This window comes from Pseudarthrobacter siccitolerans (assembly GCF_001046895.1).
GTDB classification, from domain to species: domain Bacteria; phylum Actinomycetota; class Actinomycetes; order Actinomycetales; family Micrococcaceae; genus Arthrobacter; species Arthrobacter siccitolerans.
In genome coordinates, this window is sequence record NZ_CAQI01000035.1 from 1 (window position 1) to 17,953 (window position 17,953).

The following is a 17,953-nucleotide window of genomic DNA, read 5'->3' on the forward strand; positions in this document are numbered from 1 at the left end:
CCGCCCCCGACGCTCTCTCACTTAATGCGCCTTAAACCGGAACGCTCTATCACTCTCCTCAAGAGAGTGATAGAGCGTTCGGGATTTTCCCGCGTTAAGTGAGAGAGCGTCCTACTGGGCTTTGCCGAGGAAGTCCTGCAGGCGCTGCACGCCGGTGGCGAGGTCCTCGTCGCCCAGGGCATATGAAAGGCGCAGGTAGCCGGAAGGCCCGAATGCTTCACCCGGCACCACTGCCACCTCGACCTCATCCAGGATCAACGCAGCCAGCTCGGCGGAGGTCTTCGGCGTGGAGGTGCCGGACGCCGTCGGGAATTCCTTGCCCAGCAGCGCGCGGACGTCCGCGTACACGTAGAAGGCACCCGTCGGCGTCGGGCATTCCACGCCTTCGATGGCGTTGAGCCCGGCAACGATGGCCTTGCGGCGGCGGTCGAAGGCAACCTTCATCTCGTCGACGGCGGTCAGCGGCCCGGACACAGCCGCGAGGGCGGCGATCTGCATGATGTTCGAAACGTTGGAGGTGGCGTGTGACTGGAGGTTGGTGGCGGCCTTGATGACATCCGCCGGGCCGATCATCCAGCCCACCCGCCAGCCGGTCATGGCATAGGTCTTGGCCACACCGTTCAGGATGACCACCTTGTCGCCCAGCTCAGGGGCGGCGGTGGCGATGGAGGTGAAGGGAACGCCGTCGTAGGTCAGGTGCTCGTAGATCTCGTCCGTGACAACCCACAGGCCCTTGGCGGCGGCCCACTTGCCGATCTCCGCCACCTGCTCCGGCGAGTAGACCGAGCCGGTGGGGTTGGACGGCGAGACGAACAGCAGGATCTTCGTTTTGTCGGTAACGGCGGCCTCAAGCTGCTCGATGGTCACCAGGTAGTCCTGCTCGGGGCCGGCAAAAACCTCAACGGGCACACCGCCCGCGAGCCGGATGGCTTCCGGGTAGGTGGTCCAGAACGGGGTGGGGACGATGACTTCGTCACCCGGGTCCACAAGGGTGGCGAAGGTGTTGTAGACGGCCTGCTTGCCGCCGTTGGTCACCAGGACCTGGGAAGGGTCGACGGCGTAGCCTGAGTCCCGGAGCGTCTTCTCGGCAATGGCTTTCTTCAGCTCAGGCAGCCCGCCGGCGGGGGAGTAGCGGTGGTACTTCGGCTGGCTTGCCGCCTCGATGGCAGCCTGGACGATGTAGTCCGGGGTGGGGAAGTCCGGTTCGCCGGCGCCGAATCCAATAACCGGCCGTCCTGCTGCCTTCAGCGCCTTAGCCTTGGCGTCAACGGCAAGGGTTGCGGATTCGGCAATTGCGGATATGCGCTGGGAAACGCGGGCGGCAGACATGGCAGGTCCGTTCTTCGCTTGCAGCCCGAAGGCTGGAATGTGGGATTCGACGAGTTCTACTCTATGCTGTTCACCGGACCCTCCGGGTTGCCGGTTTTGAATGTGACTGCCCTGCAGCCACGGTTATGACAAGGCAGCGCGAGGGGCCGGAATCGGGCCGGTTCGACGAACGCGAAGTTGTTGCGTAGACTGGTTCACCGGTGTTGAAAACACGGATGATGGCGTGCGCCCCAGTGCAAGCTGGCGGTTCGTTATGGTCAGGGTGAAATTCACTCCATAGGGTAGTGGCGCAATTGGTAGCGCAGCGGTCTCCAAAACCGCAGGTTGCAGGTTCGAGTCCTGTCTGCCCTGCGCAAGCTGCCCCGGGCTAAAGGCCCGGGGCACGCGCAGCAACCATGGTTCTGATCAGGGCCGGGTAATCCAACATTGCAAAGATGAGCGAGGACCAGGTGACCGAAACAGCTGCCAGCAGCTCCAAGGGCCGCCCAGCTAAGAAGGACGCCAAGGCAAACTTCTTCGCCCGCATTGCACTCTTTGTCCGCCAGATCATCGGCGAACTGAAGAAGGTTGTTGCACCAACCCGCAAGGAACTGATCAATTACACGCTCGTGGTGCTGGTGTTCGTGGCCATCATGATGGTCATCGTCAGCCTGCTGGACATCGGTTTCGGAACTGCTGTCGGTTGGGTCTTCGGCGGTACCGGCCCCACGGACAGCTAAGGCTGAACCATCCGCAGCTGAGTGTTCCGTCCGGGAAACCGGAGGGAAACACCGGTGTGCGGAATTGAGCCATTTAAATAGGCATGTTAGGCAATGAGGAAGCAGGAGACCAAGTGTCTGAGCAGGAGCTCGAGGTAACCGAGACTGAGCTGGAAGAGTCCGCGGACATCACGGCAGAAGCCGGTGACGAGTCTGAGGTTGAGTCCTCCGCGCCCGAAGCCAGCGACGCCGATTCCGATGACGACGCCGAAACCGCTGACGACGCCGAAGCGGACGACTTTGACGCAGAGTCCGATGACGAGGCCGGGTCCGAGGAAGAATCGGCTGACGCCCTCGCCGCTGCCGCAGCCAAGGCAGACGTTGACCCCGCCGAGGAATTCAAGGCCAAGCTGCGCCGCCAGGAAGGTGACTGGTACGTCATCCACTCCTACGCCGGTTACGAAAACCGCGTGAAGGCCAACCTGGAGACCCGCATCCAGACCCTGGACATGGAAGATTACATCTTCGAAATCCAGGTGCCCATGGAAGAAGTCGTTGAGATCAAGAACGCCCAGCGCAAGGTCATCAACCGCGTCCGCATCCCCGGCTACGTCCTGGTCCGCATGGACCTGACCGACGCCTCCTGGGGCGCCGTCCGCCACACCCCCGGCGTCACCGGCTTCGTGGGCAACGCCCACAACCCCGTGCCGCTGCGCCTGGACGAGGTCTTCTCCATGCTCGCGCCGGTCTTCGAAGAAGAGCAGGCCGAGAAGGGCAAGCCCGTCAACAAGCAGAACCAGGCTCCGGTGGCTGTCGACTTCGAAGTCGGCGAGTCCGTCATCGTCAAGGAAGGCCCCTTCGAGACCCTTCCGGCCACGATCTCCGAGATCAAGCCCGAGTCCCAGACCCTCGTGGTGCTGGTTTCGATCTTCGAGCGCGAAACGCCGGTGACCCTGGCGTTCAACCAGGTCACCAAGATCTGACAACCCAAGAATTCGTCCCGGCGCTGTCCGCTTTAGCAGCACCGGAACGGCCGGCCGCCTTGCCATGGCGGCCAAAAACCTGAGGCACGCTCCTGTGCCCCAGGACGTTATTGAGAGAAGGACCCTACATTGGCTCCCAAGAAGAAGGTCACCGGCCTCATCAAGCTGCAGATCCAGGCAGGTGCCGCTAACCCGGCTCCGCCGATCGGTCCTGCGCTTGGCCAGCACGGTGTCAACATCATGGAATTCTGCAAGGCGTACAACGCTGCGACGGAAGCCCAGCGCGGAAACGTCATCCCCGTGGAAATCACGGTCTACGAAGACCGTTCCTTCACGTTCATCACCAAGACCCCGCCGGCTGCAGAGCTCATCAAGAAGGCTGCAGGCGTCGCCAAGGGTTCAGCTACCCCGCACACCGTCAAGGTTGCCAAGCTGACCCAGGCCCAGGTCAACGAGATCGCCTCCACCAAGATGGAAGACCTCAACGCCACCAGCCTGGAAGGCGCAGCGAAGATCATCGCCGGCACCGCCCGCTCCATGGGCATCACGGTCGAAGGCTAACAGCAGCTTTCCACTACCGGGCAACCGGTCAACAAAAACATTGAATTGTCGCAGGATCCACGCCGGATCCTCGACTGTGGCAGGGCCCAGCGCGGTCCGCAGACCACAACTGCACAAGGAGAAATAAGCAGCATGGCAAAGCGCAGCAAAGCATATGAGGCAGCAGCCGCCAAGATCGACGCGGAGAAGTTCTACGCGCCGTTCGAGGCCGTAACGCTGGCCAAGGACACCAACCCGTCCAAGTTCGACGCCACCGTTGAGGTTGCATTCCGCCTCGGCGTCGACCCCCGCAAGGCTGACCAGATGGTCCGCGGCACCGTCAACCTGCCCCACGGCACCGGTAAGACTGCCCGCGTCCTGGTTTTCGCCACGGGTGACAAGGCTGAGGCAGCAATCGCTGCCGGCGCCGACTTCGTTGGTTCCGATGACCTGATCGAAAAGATCGCCGGCGGCTGGACCGACTTCGACGCCGCCGTCGCCACCCCTGACCTCATGGGCAAGGTTGGCCGCCTCGGTAAGGTCCTGGGCCCGCGTAACCTGATGCCGAACCCGAAGACGGGCACCGTGACCCCCGACGTCACCAAGGCCGTCAACGACATCAAGGGTGGAAAGATCGACTTCCGCGTCGACAAGCACTCCAACCTGCACTTCATCATCGGCAAGGTGTCCTTCGACGCCGTCAAGCTGGCCGAGAACTACGCAGCAGCTCTGGAAGAGGTGCTTCGCCTGAAGCCGTCCGCTTCCAAGGGCCGCTACATCCAGAAGGCCACGGTTGCCACCACGTTCGGTCCCGGCATCTCCGTCGACCCGAACGTCACCAAGGTTCTCGTCGAGGCCTAAATCCTCGCCTGAAGCTCCCGCCGCGGATTTCCGCGGCAAACAAAACCGCCCGGCACCTGCCGGGCGGTTTCGTTTTTAAGCCACAGGAATCATCCCGCAAGTGCAGATTGCTGCCTAAGCTGGGGAAATGGCCGAACCGGAACCGGGTCCCTCTGCAAGCGAAGACGCAGCGCTGTCCATAGAGGCCGTGGAGGTGCCGCCGGCCGGCGGGCCCGGACCCGGGGGAGCGGAACCCGGTGCCGGGTTCCGGGAATGCCATAACCTGCGGGTGGCGCACGAGCTTTCCGTGTGGGGCAACCTGGACCGCTGCCCCACCCTGCCGGAAGCCTTGGAGTACTGGCGCGGCAACGAGTATGAGGAACGGCAGCTCTTCCGGGCCAGGCTGGGACCGGAAACGGTGGGCACGTGCTCCGTAACGCTCCCGTTGCGCGAGAACACCCACACTGCCGGCATCGACGTCCTGATCGCCCCTGGCCGTCGCCGCCAGGGCCTTGGCCGCGCCCTCCTGGCCTACGCCGAAGGCGTTGCCAGGGTACGCGGCAGGACCTCCCTGGACGCCTACCACGAGGTTCCGCTGGACCGGAGTGACGGCGGTGCACTGCTTCCGGCCAAATCCGGGGCAGGCGGCCTGCCCCTGGATGACCCTGCCGTGGCCTTTGCTGTCGCCGCCGGCTACGAACTGGAGCAGGTGGAACGGTCCAGCCGCCTGGACCTGCCCGTGCCGACGGACGTGCTGGACCGCCTCGAAGCCGAAGCCTCACCGAAAGCCGCGGGGTACACCATTACCGGCTGGGATGACACCTGCCCCGAGGACCTCGTCCAGGCCTATGCCCGGCTCAAGGCAACCATGAGCACAGACGTTCCCATCGCCGGACTGGACTGGGAACGCGAGGACTGGGACACAGCCCGCGTCCGCGAGGAGGAACAGGCTCTGATCCGGGGCGGGGTCCAGTCAGCCGTGACGGCAGCAGTTCACGGCAGCACAGGGGAACTGGCGGGCTACACGGTGCTGAACTGGCGCCCGGCGGTCCCCGGATCAATCGCGCAGCAGGACACCCTGGTGACGTCGGAACACCGCGGCCGGCGCCTTGGCATGCGCATCAAAGTGGCCAACCTGCGAAGGGCGCACGCCAGATGGCCGGCGGCACGATCGGTCCTGACATGGAATGCCAACGAAAACCAACATATGCTGGCCATAAATATCGCACTTGGATTCAAGCCTGCAGGTTATGAAGGCGAGTGGCAGAAACGGCTGGGATGATGCGCCTATGGCAAGAGACGTAAAGATCGAGCAGCTTTGGATTCCCGACTCAGTGGACGCTCCGGACGCAGCTGACTTCCTGGCCGCCGTCGAGGTGGGCAGAAAAGTCCGGATGCAGACCTGGGGCAGTGACGACCTCGCCTACGGTCCGCTGGAGAAGCTGCTCGAATTCCAGGACCCTTACGAACGGCAGCTCATCCTCGTGGCCAAGGTGGACGGGGAGATCGTGGGCACGGTCGATATTGCCCTGCCCCTCACCGACAACCTGGACCTGGCGGAGTTCACCCTTGACATCCTGCCCGAATTCCAGCGCCAGGGTGTTGGCCGGCGGCTGCTGCAGGCAGCGGAACAGCTGGCCCGCGAGGAGGGCCGCACTATGATCCTCGTGGACACCAACCATCCCGGCGCATCCCTGCACGAATTTGAGCGCGCCCAGTTGGTGCCCGGGACGGGACAGGGCTTCGTGCCGCTGGAAAGCCGCGAGGTCGAGTTCGCACAGCGCACCGGTTACACACTGCAGCACATTGAACAGTTCAGCTCCTGCACGTTGCCGCTGGACACCAAGCTGGTGGCCGACCTCCAGGCAGAAGCGGACGAGGCGAACAACGGGCGCTACCGGCTGCACCATTGGACGGACCGCTGCCCGGACCAGTGGCTGGAAGCCGTCGCCGTCCTGGAGAACCAGGCGGGCGCCGACGTCGATCCCGCCTTGGATGCGCCGGTCGAGCAGGAGATGGTGTTCGACGGCGCCCTCCTCCGGGAGGCCGAAGAGGTGGCCATTGCGCAGGGCCGGCGGACCGTGGTCACCGCCGTCGAGCACCTCGCCACCGGAACGCTGGTGGGCCTGACCACCATCACCGTACTGGCGCACCGCGCCGACGTCGTTTTCCAGGACGACACCCTGGTCCTGCAGGAACACCGCGGCAATAAGCTCGGGCTGCTGATCAAGGTGGCCAACATGGAGCGGCTCACTGAGCAGTTCCCGGACGCGCGGGTCATCTACACCTGGAATGCCCCGGAGAACCGGTACCTCCTGACCGTCAACCAACAGCTGGGATTCCAGACGGCGGGAGTCACAGGCATCTGGCAAAAGGAGCTCCCGCACCTGCACACCAGTACCAGCTAGGGCCTCGATTTGGCGGTCTCCGGGGCTCTCCCGTAGACTGGGATGACCAAAGACCGTCGGTTGTTGGAAATCCACTCTCCTGAGCATTGCTCAACTCTGCAGTTGTGCGCGGGAGATGCAGTGGGTTTCTGGACGAAGGACCCTCAACGCAGGGCGGCCGGCGCAGGTGAACGAAGCAAAGCTCCATGGACTGATCCGTGTTGAGCCAAGCCCCGTGCATCTGCGCGGGGCGTTTTTAGTTTTAGCTCTCTTGAGCGGGGACCGTCGCATACCGGCACTATCCCCGGAAGGAGGGTTATGGCAACGCCTACCAAGGTTTCAGCAGTAGCTGAGATCACTAACGATTTCAAGGAATCGAACGCCGCTGTCCTGACCGAATACCGCGGGCTCACCGTTGCACAGCTCAAGCAGCTGCGTGTTTCTCTCGGCCAGGACACCAAGTTCACGGTCGTCAAGAACACCCTGACCGCCATTGCAGCCAAGGAAGCCGGCGTCGAAGCATTCGACGGCCAGCTTGCCGGCCCCACTGCAATCGCGTTCATCAAGGGTGACGCAGTTGCCGCTGCAAAGAGCCTGACGGATTTTGCCAAGACCAACAAGCAGCTGGTCATCAAGACCGGTTACTTCGAGGGCAAGGCACTGAACGCCAGCGAGGTTGCCGCACTGGCAGCGCTCGAATCCCGTGAGCTGCAGCTCGCCAAGGTTGCAGGCGTCCTCAAGGCACCTGCCGCAGCCGCTGCACGCATCATTGACGCACTGCGCCTCAAGCTTGAAGAAGAGAACGGTGCACCGGCAGCTGCCGAAGCGCCTGCCGCTGACGAAGCTCCCGCCGCTGAAGCAGAGGCCCCGGCCGAAGCTCCGGCTGCCGAAGAGAACTAATTCTCTTTACCCCACCAGACTCCGGTGTGATGCAAGGTTTCGTGCCGCGCGGACACCACAACAGGAAGGACGCCTACCATGGCGAAGCTCACCAACGAAGAGCTCATTGAAGCTTTCAAGGAACTGACCATCATCGAGCTCTCCGAGTTCGTCAAGCTCTTCGAAGAGACCTTCGAAGTTACCGCTGCTGCTGTTGCAGTTGCCGGCCCTGCCGGTGGCGGAGCTGCTGAAGAGGTTGAAGAGAAGACTGACTTCGACGTTGTCCTCGAAGCAGCCGGCGACAAGAAGATCGCAGTGATCAAGGAAGTTCGCGCCATCACTTCCCTGGGCCTCAAGGAAGCAAAGGACCTGGTTGACAGCGCTCCCAAGGCTGTCCTCGAAGGTGCGACCAAGGAAGCTGCCGAGAAGGCCAAGGAGCAGCTCGAGGCTGCAGGCGCCACCGTTACCCTCAAGTAACAGCGCTTTTCCGCAAAAAGCCCGTCCACGGTTGTGGGCGGGCTTTTTGCTGTCCTCTTTCGGCAGGGTCAGGCGGGGTCGCTGATGTCCGCCACGACGGCGCCCAGCGCACCGGTGAGGGCATCCGCGTCCACGAACGCGCTGTAGCCGTGGGCTCCGGCGCCCATCGAGATCCTCCGGCCGGTGATCGTTGCGTCCGCGTAGACAGGCCAGCTGTTGGTGCTGCCGAGCGGCGTGATGGTGCCCCGTTCGTAGCCGGTGGCGTCCAGCGCCACGTCAGCGGGAGGCAGGGAGAGCTTGTTGACGCCCACCAGGTTGCGGAGCTTGGGCCAGGAAATCTGGCGGTCGCCCGGAACGAGGGCGAACAGGAAGGAGCCGTCCTTGTGCTTGACCACCAGGGATTTCACGATGTCCGACGGCGTGATCCCCAGGATGCCGGCTGCTTCCGCCAGGCTTTTGGCGGCGGGCCGTTCCACTACTTCGACCTGCAACCCGCGGGCCGCGGCGTCGGCAAGGAATCTCTCCCTGCCGGCGCCGGCGGCTGCGTCCGCCATCAGTCGCGGTACAGCAGGAGCGCTTCGCCCTGCCCGCCGCCCCCGCACAGGGACACCGCGGCCTTGCCCTTCCCGCGCCGCTTGAGCTCGTGCGCTGCGTGCCCTGCCAGGCGCGCACCGGATGCCCCGATGGGATGGCCTAGGGCGATGGCCCCGCCATGGATGTTGCACTGCTCCAGGGGGTAGTCCAGGTCCTTCAGCGACTGCACCGCCACGGAACCGAACGCTTCGTTGATCTCGATGAAGTCAAGGTCAGCGGCGGACCAGCCCGCACGGCCCAGGGCATTCCGGATGGCGTTGGACGGCTGGGAGTGCAGGGAGTTGTCCGGCCCGGCAACCTGCCCGGGCTTGCCCACTACTGCCAGATACTCCAGTCCGTGTTCTTCCGCGTAGGCGCGGGAGGAAAGGACCAGCGCCGCTGCGCCGTCGGACAGGGGAGAGGAGTTGCCGGCGGTGATGGTGCCGTCAGTAACGAAGGCTGCCCGCAGCCCGGCCAGTGATTCCACGGAAGTGTTGGGCCGGACGCCTTCGTCGGTGGAGACCACCAGGGGATCACCCTTGCGCTGTTTGACGCTGATCGGCGCGATTTCGTCGTCGAACGTTCCGTTCTTGGCGGCCAGCGCGGCGCGCTGGTGGGATTGTGCGGCCACGTTGTCCTGGGATGTCCTGTCGATGCCGAGCGCGAGGTTGCGGGTTTCGGTGGACAGGCCCATCGACTGGCCGTCGAAGGCGTCGGTCAATCCGTCGTTGGCGGCGACGTCGAGGGCCTGGATGGAACCGTAGGTCCAGCCCTGCCGGGAGCCCGGCAGAAGGTGGGGTGCCCGGGTCATGGATTCCTGGCCGCCGGCCACCACCACGGAGGCCTCCCCGCCGCGGATCATCCGGGCGGCGTCGATCACGGCCGTGAGGCCCGAAAGGCAGACCTTGTTCACGGTTACGGCCGGGACATTCCAGCCGATGCCGGCCCCGATGGAGCTTTGCCGCGCCGGATTCTGCCCGGCGCCGGCCTGCAGCACCTGCCCCATGATCACGGCCTCCACCTGGCCGGCATCCACGCCGCTGGCCTTGAGCGCTGCCTTGATGGCATGCGCCCCGAGGTCGACGGCGGTGAAGCTCGCCAGTTGCCCGTTGATCCGGCCCTGCGGCGTGCGCGCTGCTGCGAGAATGACAACGTCAGTGTTGTCCGTGGAGTTGCCCATGTTTATCTCTCCCGATCTTTTTCCGGTGGTAGGCCACCTAGGCTACCGTGACGCTGCTCACTCAACTATTCAAACGCCCGGGCACCTGCAGGCATTCCGAAGGATGGTTGGCGCACCGCCCGGAATTTACCGTCTGTCCAGGCCGACGACGGGCGCGCTCACTCCGGAGCCGGAAAAACCAGTGCTTGCAATCGCGCCGGATGTGGGGTAGACATGTAGGTTATTTTGCCGTATCGTAGATATTTGCGTCTTCCCTGTTTACCTTCAGCCTTCATATAGCGGTGGGCTTTCGCCTGGCAGCTGGCAATCAACGTGCCGTCAACAACGTCACAGTATGGTCAGCACCGGCCCCGGGTCATATAGCGGAACCGGATGGTAGCACTGCGGAGTCATTCCGCAGGGTGCAGCGGGGGAGATCTGAAAACGCCTGAAGGTCTGTGGAAGGATCCCTCTTGGTCGCCTCGAGCACCTCTAATAACGAAACCGCTAACACCGCCGACAGCACTGATGGTGCCACTCGCCGGCTTTCATTCGCAAAGATTCACGAACCTCTTGACGTTCCGAATCTGCTTGCCCTCCAGACCGACAGCTTCGACTGGCTGGTCGGAAACGAGCGCTGGCAGGCCCGCGTAGCGAAAGCCGTTGAAGAAAACGATCTTAGCGTCGCCACCACGTCCGGCCTGTCGGACATCTTCGAAGAGATCTCCCCGATCGAGGACTTCCAGGGCACCATGTCCCTGAGCTTCTCCGATCCGGAGTTCGCTGACCCCAAGTACACCATGGCCGAGTGCAAGGACCGGGACGCTACGTACTCGGCTCCGCTGTACGTCAAGGCCGAGTTCATGAACAACAACACGGGCGAAATCAAGCAGCAGACCGTGTTCATGGGCGACTTCCCGCTGATGACCGAGAAGGGCACCTTCGTGGTCAACGGCACCGAGCGTGTCGTCGTCTCCCAGCTGGTCCGTTCCCCGGGCGCCTACTTCGAGCGCGCCGCTGACAAGACCAGCGACAAGGACATCTTCACCGCGAAGATCATCCCGTCCCGCGGCGCCTGGTTCGAGCTCGAGATCGACAAGCGCGACCAGGTGGGCGTCCGCCTTGACCGCAAGCGCAAGCAGTCCGTCACGGTGCTGCTGAAGGCCCTCGGCTGGACCGAAGGCCAGATCCTCGAAGAGTTCGGCCAGTACGACTCCATGCGGGCAACCCTGGAGAAGGACGCCACCGAGACCCGCGAAGACGCGTTGCTGGACATCTACCGGAAGCTGCGCCCGGGCGAGCCGCCCACCGTCGAGGCTGCCCAGTCGCTGCTGGACAACCTGTACTTCAACTCCAAGCGCTACGATCTGGCCAAGGTTGGCCGCTACAAGATCAACCGCAAGCTTGGCATCGACCGCTCCCTTGGCGACAAGGAAGCTTCGGTCCTGCACGTTGAAGACATCGTTGCGATGATCAAGTTCCTCGTTGCGCTGCACGCCGGCGAGAAGACCATCAAGGGCACCCGCGATGGCCAGGAAGTGGACCTGCGCGTCGAAATCGACGACATCGACCACTTCGGCAACCGCCGCATCCGCGCCGTCGGTGAGCTCATCGAGAACCAGGTCCGCACCGGCCTGTCCCGTATGGAGCGCGTTGTCCGCGAGCGTATGACCACCCAGGACGTCGAGGCCATCACGCCGCAGACCCTGATCAACATCCGCCCCGTCGTGGCAGCCATCAAGGAGTTCTTCGGAACCTCCCAGCTGTCGCAGTTCATGGACCAGAACAACCCGCTCTCGGGCCTGACCCACAAGCGCCGCCTGTCCGCGCTTGGCCCCGGTGGTCTGTCCCGTGACCGCGCCGGCATGGAAGTCCGTGACGTGCACCCGTCCCACTATGGACGTATGTGCCCCATCGAAACCCCTGAAGGCCCGAACATTGGTCTGATCGGTTCGCTGGCATCCTACGGACGCATCAACCCGTTCGGCTTCATCGAGACCCCGTACCGCCTGGTCAAGAACGGCGTCGTCTCCGACGACGTCCAGTACCTGACGGCCGACGACGAGGCCGAGGTACTGATCGCCCAGGCCAACGCGCCGCTGGACGAGAACAAGAAGTTCGCCGAGGACACCGTCCTGGTGCGTGCCCGTGGTGGTGGAGGCGAGCCGGTCCTGGTTCCCGCCGAGGACGTCGAGTTCATGGACGTTTCCCCGCGCCAGATGGTGTCCGTGGCTACCGCCCTGATCCCGTTCCTCGAGCACGACGACGCCAACCGCGCACTCATGGGTGCCAACATGCAGCGCCAGGCAGTGCCGCTGGTCCGTTCCGAGGCTCCCTTCGTGGGCACCGGCATGGAGCGCGCCGCCGCCGTCGACGCCGGTGACGTTGTCATCGCGAAGAAGGCCGGTGTGGTCACCGAGGTTTCCGCCGAGCTCGTCATCATGCTTAACGACGACGGCACGGAGACCAACTACCGCATCAACAAGTTCGCCCGCTCCAACCAGGGCAACTGCTACAACCACCGTGTCCTGGTGAACGAAGGCCAGCGCCTGGAAGTTGGCGGCATCATCGCCGACGGCCCGGCAACGGACCAGGGCGAGCTCGCCCTCGGCAAGAACCTGCTCGTGGCATTCATGTCATGGGAAGGCCACAACTTCGAGGACGCCATCATCCTCTCGCAGCGCATCGTTGCCGAGGACGTTCTTTCCTCCATCCACATCGAGGAGCACGAGATTGATGCCCGCGACACCAAACTTGGTGCCGAGGAAATCACCCGTGACATCCCCAACGTGTCCGAGGAAGTCCTGGCAGGCCTGGACGAGCGCGGCATCATCCACATCGGTGCCGAGGTTGAAGCAGGGGACATCCTGGTCGGAAAGGTCACTCCGAAGGGTGAAACCGAACTGACCCCGGAAGAGCGCCTGCTGCGCGCCATCTTCGGCGAGAAGTCCCGCGAAGTGCGCGACACCTCGCTGAAGGTGCCCCACGGCGAGTCCGGCACGGTCATCGGCGTGCGCGTCTTCGACCGCGACAACGACGACGAGCTGCCCCCGGGCGTGAACCAGCTGGTCCGCGTCTACGTCGCTGCCAAGCGCAAGATCACCGACGGCGACAAGCTCGCCGGCCGCCACGGCAACAAGGGTGTTATCTCCAAGATCCTCCCCGTTGAGGACATGCCCTTCCTTGCCGACGGCACCCCCGTTGATATCGTCCTGAACCCGCTGGGTGTCCCGGGCCGTATGAACGTGGGCCAGGTGCTCGAGACGCACCTCGGCTGGGTCGCCAAGACCGGTTGGAAGATCGAAGGCGAGCCCGAGTGGGTCAAGCAGCTGCCGAACCTGCCGCGCGAGAGTGGCCAGACCACTGTTGCCACGCCGGTGTTCGACGGTGCCCGCGAAGAGGAAATCACGGGCCTGCTGGACTCCACCAACCCGACGCGTGACGGCGAACGCCTGATCAACTCCTCCGGCAAGACCCGCCTGTTTGACGGCCGCTCCGGCGAGCCGTTCCCGGATCCGATCTCGGTCGGCTACATGTACATCCTGAAGCTCCACCACCTGGTGGACGACAAGATCCACGCGCGCTCCACCGGCCCGTACTCCATGATCACGCAGCAGCCGCTGGGTGGTAAGGCACAGTTCGGTGGCCAGCGCTTCGGTGAAATGGAAGTGTGGGCGCTCGAAGCTTACGGCGCCGCCTACACGCTCCAGGAACTCCTCACCATCAAGTCCGATGACATCCATGGCCGCGTGAAGGTCTACGAAGCCATCGTCAAGGGCGAGAACATCCCCGAGCCGGGTGTTCCCGAGTCCTTCAAGGTCTTGATCAAGGAAATGCAGTCGCTGTGCCTGAACGTGGAAGTCCTCTCCACGGACGGAACCACAATTGAAATGCGTGACTCTGATGACGCAGTCTTCACGGCTGCGGAGGAACTGGGTATCGATCTGTCCCGTGCAGAGCCCAGTTCCGTAGAAGAGGTCTAGCAGGTGCGGTACGACGGCGGGTGACCGCCCGCCGTCGTACCTTGCCTCCCTCCTCCCCGCACCCAAGACTTCAGAATTTAGAGAACAAGAGAGAACAGGGACCATATGTCCAGCGAATCCTCCTTCGGCCTCATGCAGATCGGCCTCGCCACCGCGGAAGACATCCGCGGCTGGTCTTACGGCGAGGTTAAGAAGCCGGAAACCATCAACTACCGCACGCTCAAGCCCGAGAAGGACGGCCTCTTCTGCGAGAAGATCTTCGGCCCCTCCCGGGACTGGGAATGCTACTGCGGCAAGTACAAGCGCGTGCGCTTCAAGGGCATCATCTGCGAGCGTTGTGGCGTTGAGGTCACCCGCGCAAAGGTACGCCGTGAGCGTATGGGCCACATCGAGCTCGCCGCTCCCGTCACGCACATCTGGTACTTCAAGGGTGTTCCCTCCCGCCTGGGCTACCTCCTTGACCTGGCACCGAAGGACCTCGAAAAGGTCATCTACTTCGCCGCCTACATGATCACCAGCGTTGACGAGGCCGCCCGCCACGAGGAACTGCCCAACCTTCAGGTTGAGCACGACATCGAGAAGAAGCAGCTGATCGACAACCGCGACTCCGACATCGCGGCGATCGCCCGCGACCTCGAAGGCGAGATCGCCCGCCTTGAGGGTGAAGGCGCCAAGGCTGCCGACAAGAAGAAGGCCCGCGACTCCGCCGACCGCCAGATGGCCAACGTGCGCAAGCGTGCCGACGCCGATATCGAGCGCCTCGAGCAGGTCTGGGACCGCTTCAAGAACCTGAAGGTCGCCGACCTCGAAGGTGACGAAGGCCTGTACCGCGAGCTGCGCGACCGCTACGGCATGTACTTCGAGGGCTCCATGGGTGCCGAAGCCATCAAGAAGCGTCTTGAAAGCTTCGACATGCAGGCCGAGTCCGACCTGCTGCGCGACGTCATCGCCAACGGCAAGGGCCAGCGCAAGACCCGTGCCCTTAAGCGCCTGAAGGTGGTCAACGCGTTCCTGACCACCAACAACAGCCCGCTTGGCATGGTCCTTGACGCCGTCCCGGTGATCCCGCCGGAACTGCGCCCCATGGTCCAGCTGGACGGTGGCCGCTTCGCGACCTCCGACCTCAACGACCTGTACCGCCGCGTGATCAACCGCAACAACCGCCTCAAGCGACTGCTTGACCTGGGTGCTCCGGAGATCATCGTCAACAACGAGAAGCGCATGCTTCAGGAAGCTGTTGACAGCCTCTTCGACAACGGCCGCCGCGGCCGTCCGGTCACCGGACCGGGCAACCGTCCGCTGAAGTCCCTGAGCGACATGCTCAAGGGCAAGCAGGGCCGTTTCCGCCAGAACCTCCTCGGCAAGCGCGTCGACTACTCCGGCCGTTCGGTCATCGTCGTTGGCCCGCAGCTGAAGCTGCACCAGTGCGGCCTGCCCAAGCAGATGGCGCTGGAGCTCTTCAAGCCGTTCGTGATGAAGCGCCTGGTTGACCTCAACCACGCCCAGAACATCAAGTCGGCCAAGCGCATGGTGGAGCGTTACCGTCCGCAGGTTTGGGACGTGCTCGAAGAGATCATCACCGAACACCCGGTGCTGCTCAACCGTGCACCTACCCTGCACCGCCTCGGCATCCAGGCGTTCGAGCCCCAGCTTGTTGAAGGCAAGGCCATCCAGCTTCACCCGCTGGTGTGCGGCGCGTTCAACGCTGACTTCGACGGCGACCAGATGGCAGTCCACCTGCCGCTGAGCCCCGAGGCCCAGGCCGAGGCCCGCATCCTGATGCTGTCCTCGAACAACATCCTGAAGCCTTCCGACGGACGCCCGGTCACCCTGCCTTCGCAGGATATGATCATCGGCCTCTACCACCTGACCACCAAGCGTGTCGGTTCGGCTGGAGAAGGCCGCGTCTTCGGTTCGGTTGCCGAGGCCATCATGGCGTTCGATGCCCGCGAGCTGCACCTGAACTCGCAGGTCAAGATCCGCCTCGAAGGCTTCGTCCCGTACGCCGGCTGGGAAGCTCCAGAAGGCTGGGAGCAGGGTCAGCCCGCGCTCGTCCAGACCTCCCTGGGCCAGGTCCTCTTCAACGAGACCCTGCCCGAGGACTACCCCTGGGTTGAGGCTGTTGCCGACAAGGGCGAACTGTCCCGCATCGTCAACGACCTCGCCGAGCGCTACCCGAAGGTTGTCACCGCAGCAACGCTGGACAACCTGAAGGATGCCGGTTTCTACTGGGCCACCCGATCAGGGGTCACCGTCGCCATCTCCGACATCGAGGTTCCGGCTGCCAAGCCGCAGATCCTCGCCGGTTACGAGGAGCGGGCCGCCAAGATCCAGGGCCAGTACGACAAGGGCCTGATCGACGACGACGAGCGTCGCCAGGAACTGATCGAGATCTGGAACAAGGCAACCAACGAGATCGCCCAGGCGATGCGTGACAGCCTGTCCCCGATGAACACCATCAACCGCATGGTGTCCTCCGGTGCACGTGGTAACTGGATGCAGGTCCGCCAGATCGCGGGTATCCGTGGCCTGGTGGCCAACCCGAAGGGTGAAATCATCCCGCGTCCCATCAAGTCCTCCTACCGCGAGGGCCTGTCGGTGCTGGAATACTTCATCGCCACCCACGGTGCCCGTAAGGGTCTGGCTGACACCGCGCTGCGTACCGCCAACTCGGGTTACCTGACCCGTCGCCTGGTGGACGTCTCCCAGGACGTCATCGTCCGCGAAGAGGACTGCGGCACTGAGCGTGGCCTGGTCACGCCCATCGCCGTCGCCGATTCCAATGGCGAGCTGGTCCTGGACGAGAACGTCGAGAACAGTGCCTACGCACGTACGCTCGCCGTCGACGTCGTGGACTCCGAGGGCAAGGTCCTCGCAGCTGCCGGCACCGACTGCGGTGACGTGGTGATTGACGAGCTCTTCAAGGCCGGCATCACCGAGGTCAAGGTCCGCTCCGTACTCACCTGTGAGTCCAGCGTCGGCACCTGCGCCCTGTGCTACGGCCGTTCGCTGGCCACCGGCAAGACCGTGGACATCGGCGAGGCTGTGGGCATCATCGCCGCACAGTCCATCGGTGAGCCCGGCACGCAGCTGACCATGCGTACGTTCCACACCGGTGGTGCTGTTTCCGCCAGCGGCGGCGACGACATCACGCAGGGTCTGCCCCGTATCCAGGAGCTCTTCGAAGCCCGTACTCCGAAGGGTGTTGCCCCGATTGCAGAAGCAGCCGGCCGCATCACCATCGAAGAGTCCGAGCGCCAGATGCGCCTCGTCATCACTCCCGATGACGGAACCGAAGAGATCGCCTACCCGGTCCTGCGCCGTTCACGCCTGCTGATCGAGGATGGCGACCACGTCACCGTCGGCCAGAAGCTGATCAACGGACCGGTCGATCCCAAGCAGGTCCTGCGCATCATGGGTCCGCGTGCGGCACAGAAGTTCCTGGTGGACGAAGTCCAGGGCGTGTACCGCAGCCAGGGCATCGGTATCCACGACAAGCACGTCGAGGTTATCGTCCGCCAGATGCTGCGCCGCGTCACGGTCATCGAGTCCGGCGAATCGGACCTGCTGCCCGGCGAGCTCGCCGAGCGCAGCCGCTTCGAGGAGGCCAACCGCCGCGTTGTATCCGAGGGCAAGACTCCGGCCTCCGGACGTCCTGAGCTCATGGGTATCACCAAGGCGTCCCTGGCCACCGAGTCCTGGCTGTCCGCGGCTTCCTTCCAGGAGACCACCCGCGTCCTGACGCAGGCGGCCATGGAAGGCAAGAGCGACCCCCTGCTCGGCCTCAAGGAGAACGTGATCATCGGTAAGCTGATCCCGGCCGGCACGGGTCTCCCGCGCTACACCGAGGTCACCGTGGAGCCCACTGAAGAAGCGAAGGCCAACCTGTTCACCGGCCCCAGCGCGTTCAGTGACTTCTCGTACGACACCCTGGGCGGCGACGGAGCTCCTGAGTTCCACGCCATCCCGCTGGATGACTACGACCTGGGCAACGACTTCCGCTAACTGTCAGGGCGGGCCCTTTCGTGTCGCGTTCCGCGCCACGTAGGGACCCGCCGCCCTGCCCTTAGGAGTCAAAACGGATTGGTCCTTCACCGCAAGGTGG

At 63.8% G+C, this 17,953-nt stretch carries 13 protein-coding genes and 1 tRNA gene; 11 read left to right on the forward strand and 3 right to left on the reverse strand.

Annotated elements, in window-relative coordinates:
• Positions 1-111 precede the first annotated feature (111 nt).
• Positions 112-1,329: a pyridoxal phosphate-dependent aminotransferase gene (locus ARTSIC4J27_RS05885; protein ID WP_050054295.1), complete on the reverse strand. Its 1,218-nt coding sequence runs from the start codon at positions 1,327-1,329 to the stop codon at positions 112-114.
• A 278-nt stretch (positions 1,330-1,607) separates the two neighbouring features.
• Here ARTSIC4J27_RS05885 and ARTSIC4J27_RS05890 point away from each other — a divergent pair.
• The 9 genes from ARTSIC4J27_RS05890 (at position 1,608) to rplL (ending at position 8,133) form a co-directional block, all read left to right on the forward strand.
• Positions 1,608-1,680, forward strand: a tRNA-Trp gene (locus ARTSIC4J27_RS05890).
• 83 nt (positions 1,681-1,763) lie between these two features.
• Complete coding sequence (gene secE, locus ARTSIC4J27_RS05895) at positions 1,764-2,048, forward strand: preprotein translocase subunit SecE (protein WP_050054296.1); 285 nt, start codon at positions 1,764-1,766, stop codon at positions 2,046-2,048.
• 113 nt (positions 2,049-2,161) lie between these two features.
• On the forward strand, positions 2,162-3,010 hold the full coding sequence (gene nusG / locus ARTSIC4J27_RS05900) for a transcription termination/antitermination protein NusG (RefSeq protein ID WP_050054297.1): 849 nt from the start codon (positions 2,162-2,164) through the stop codon (positions 3,008-3,010).
• A gap of 129 nt (positions 3,011-3,139) precedes the next feature.
• Positions 3,140-3,571 carry a 50S ribosomal protein L11 gene (rplK, locus tag ARTSIC4J27_RS05905; RefSeq protein WP_003803853.1) on the forward strand — a complete coding sequence of 144 codons (432 nt, stop codon included), beginning with the start codon at positions 3,140-3,142 and terminating at the stop codon, positions 3,569-3,571.
• Between the two features lie 132 nt (positions 3,572-3,703).
• Positions 3,704-4,411 carry a 50S ribosomal protein L1 gene (gene rplA, locus ARTSIC4J27_RS05910; protein ID WP_050054298.1) on the forward strand — a complete coding sequence of 236 codons (708 nt, stop codon included), beginning with the start codon at positions 3,704-3,706 and terminating at the stop codon, positions 4,409-4,411.
• A 127-nt stretch (positions 4,412-4,538) separates the two neighbouring features.
• On the forward strand, positions 4,539-5,672 hold the full coding sequence (locus ARTSIC4J27_RS05915) for a GNAT family N-acetyltransferase (RefSeq protein ID WP_050054299.1): 1,134 nt from the start codon (positions 4,539-4,541) through the stop codon (positions 5,670-5,672).
• A 7-nt stretch (positions 5,673-5,679) separates the two neighbouring features.
• The gene (locus ARTSIC4J27_RS05920; RefSeq protein ID WP_050054300.1) at positions 5,680-6,798 is read left to right on the forward strand and encodes a GNAT family N-acetyltransferase; all 1,119 of its coding nucleotides are present in this window, start codon (positions 5,680-5,682) and stop codon (positions 6,796-6,798) included.
• 297 nt (positions 6,799-7,095) lie between these two features.
• Positions 7,096-7,677, forward strand: coding sequence for a 50S ribosomal protein L10 (gene rplJ, locus ARTSIC4J27_RS05925; protein ID WP_050054301.1), 582 nt, complete (start codon positions 7,096-7,098; stop codon positions 7,675-7,677).
• Between the two features lie 78 nt (positions 7,678-7,755).
• The gene (gene rplL / locus ARTSIC4J27_RS05930; protein WP_050054302.1) at positions 7,756-8,133 is read left to right on the forward strand and encodes a 50S ribosomal protein L7/L12; all 378 of its coding nucleotides are present in this window, start codon (positions 7,756-7,758) and stop codon (positions 8,131-8,133) included.
• A gap of 68 nt (positions 8,134-8,201) precedes the next feature.
• Here the strand turns inward: rplL and ARTSIC4J27_RS05935 are convergent, their stop codons facing one another.
• Both ARTSIC4J27_RS05935 and ARTSIC4J27_RS05940 read right to left on the reverse strand, forming a co-directional pair.
• On the reverse strand, positions 8,202-8,687 hold the full coding sequence (locus tag ARTSIC4J27_RS05935) for an aminoacyl-tRNA deacylase (RefSeq protein WP_050054303.1): 486 nt from the start codon (positions 8,685-8,687) through the stop codon (positions 8,202-8,204).
• Positions 8,687-9,886, reverse strand: coding sequence for an acetyl-CoA C-acetyltransferase (locus tag ARTSIC4J27_RS05940; protein WP_050054304.1), 1,200 nt, complete (start codon positions 9,884-9,886; stop codon positions 8,687-8,689). The genes ARTSIC4J27_RS05935 and ARTSIC4J27_RS05940 overlap by 1 nt, the downstream gene beginning before the upstream one ends.
• 452 nt (positions 9,887-10,338) lie before the next feature.
• Here ARTSIC4J27_RS05940 and rpoB point away from each other — a divergent pair, with 452 nt between their 5' ends.
• Positions 10,339-13,848 (forward strand): DNA-directed RNA polymerase subunit beta, encoded by a 3,510-nt coding sequence (gene rpoB, locus ARTSIC4J27_RS05945; RefSeq protein WP_050054305.1) that lies wholly within the window; start codon positions 10,339-10,341, stop codon positions 13,846-13,848.
• A 105-nt stretch (positions 13,849-13,953) separates the two neighbouring features.
• A complete protein-coding gene (locus tag ARTSIC4J27_RS05950) occupies positions 13,954-17,853 on the forward strand; it encodes a DNA-directed RNA polymerase subunit beta' (protein ID WP_050054306.1) in 3,900 nt (1,299 codons plus the stop codon).
• Positions 17,854-17,953: the final 100 nt, after the last annotated feature.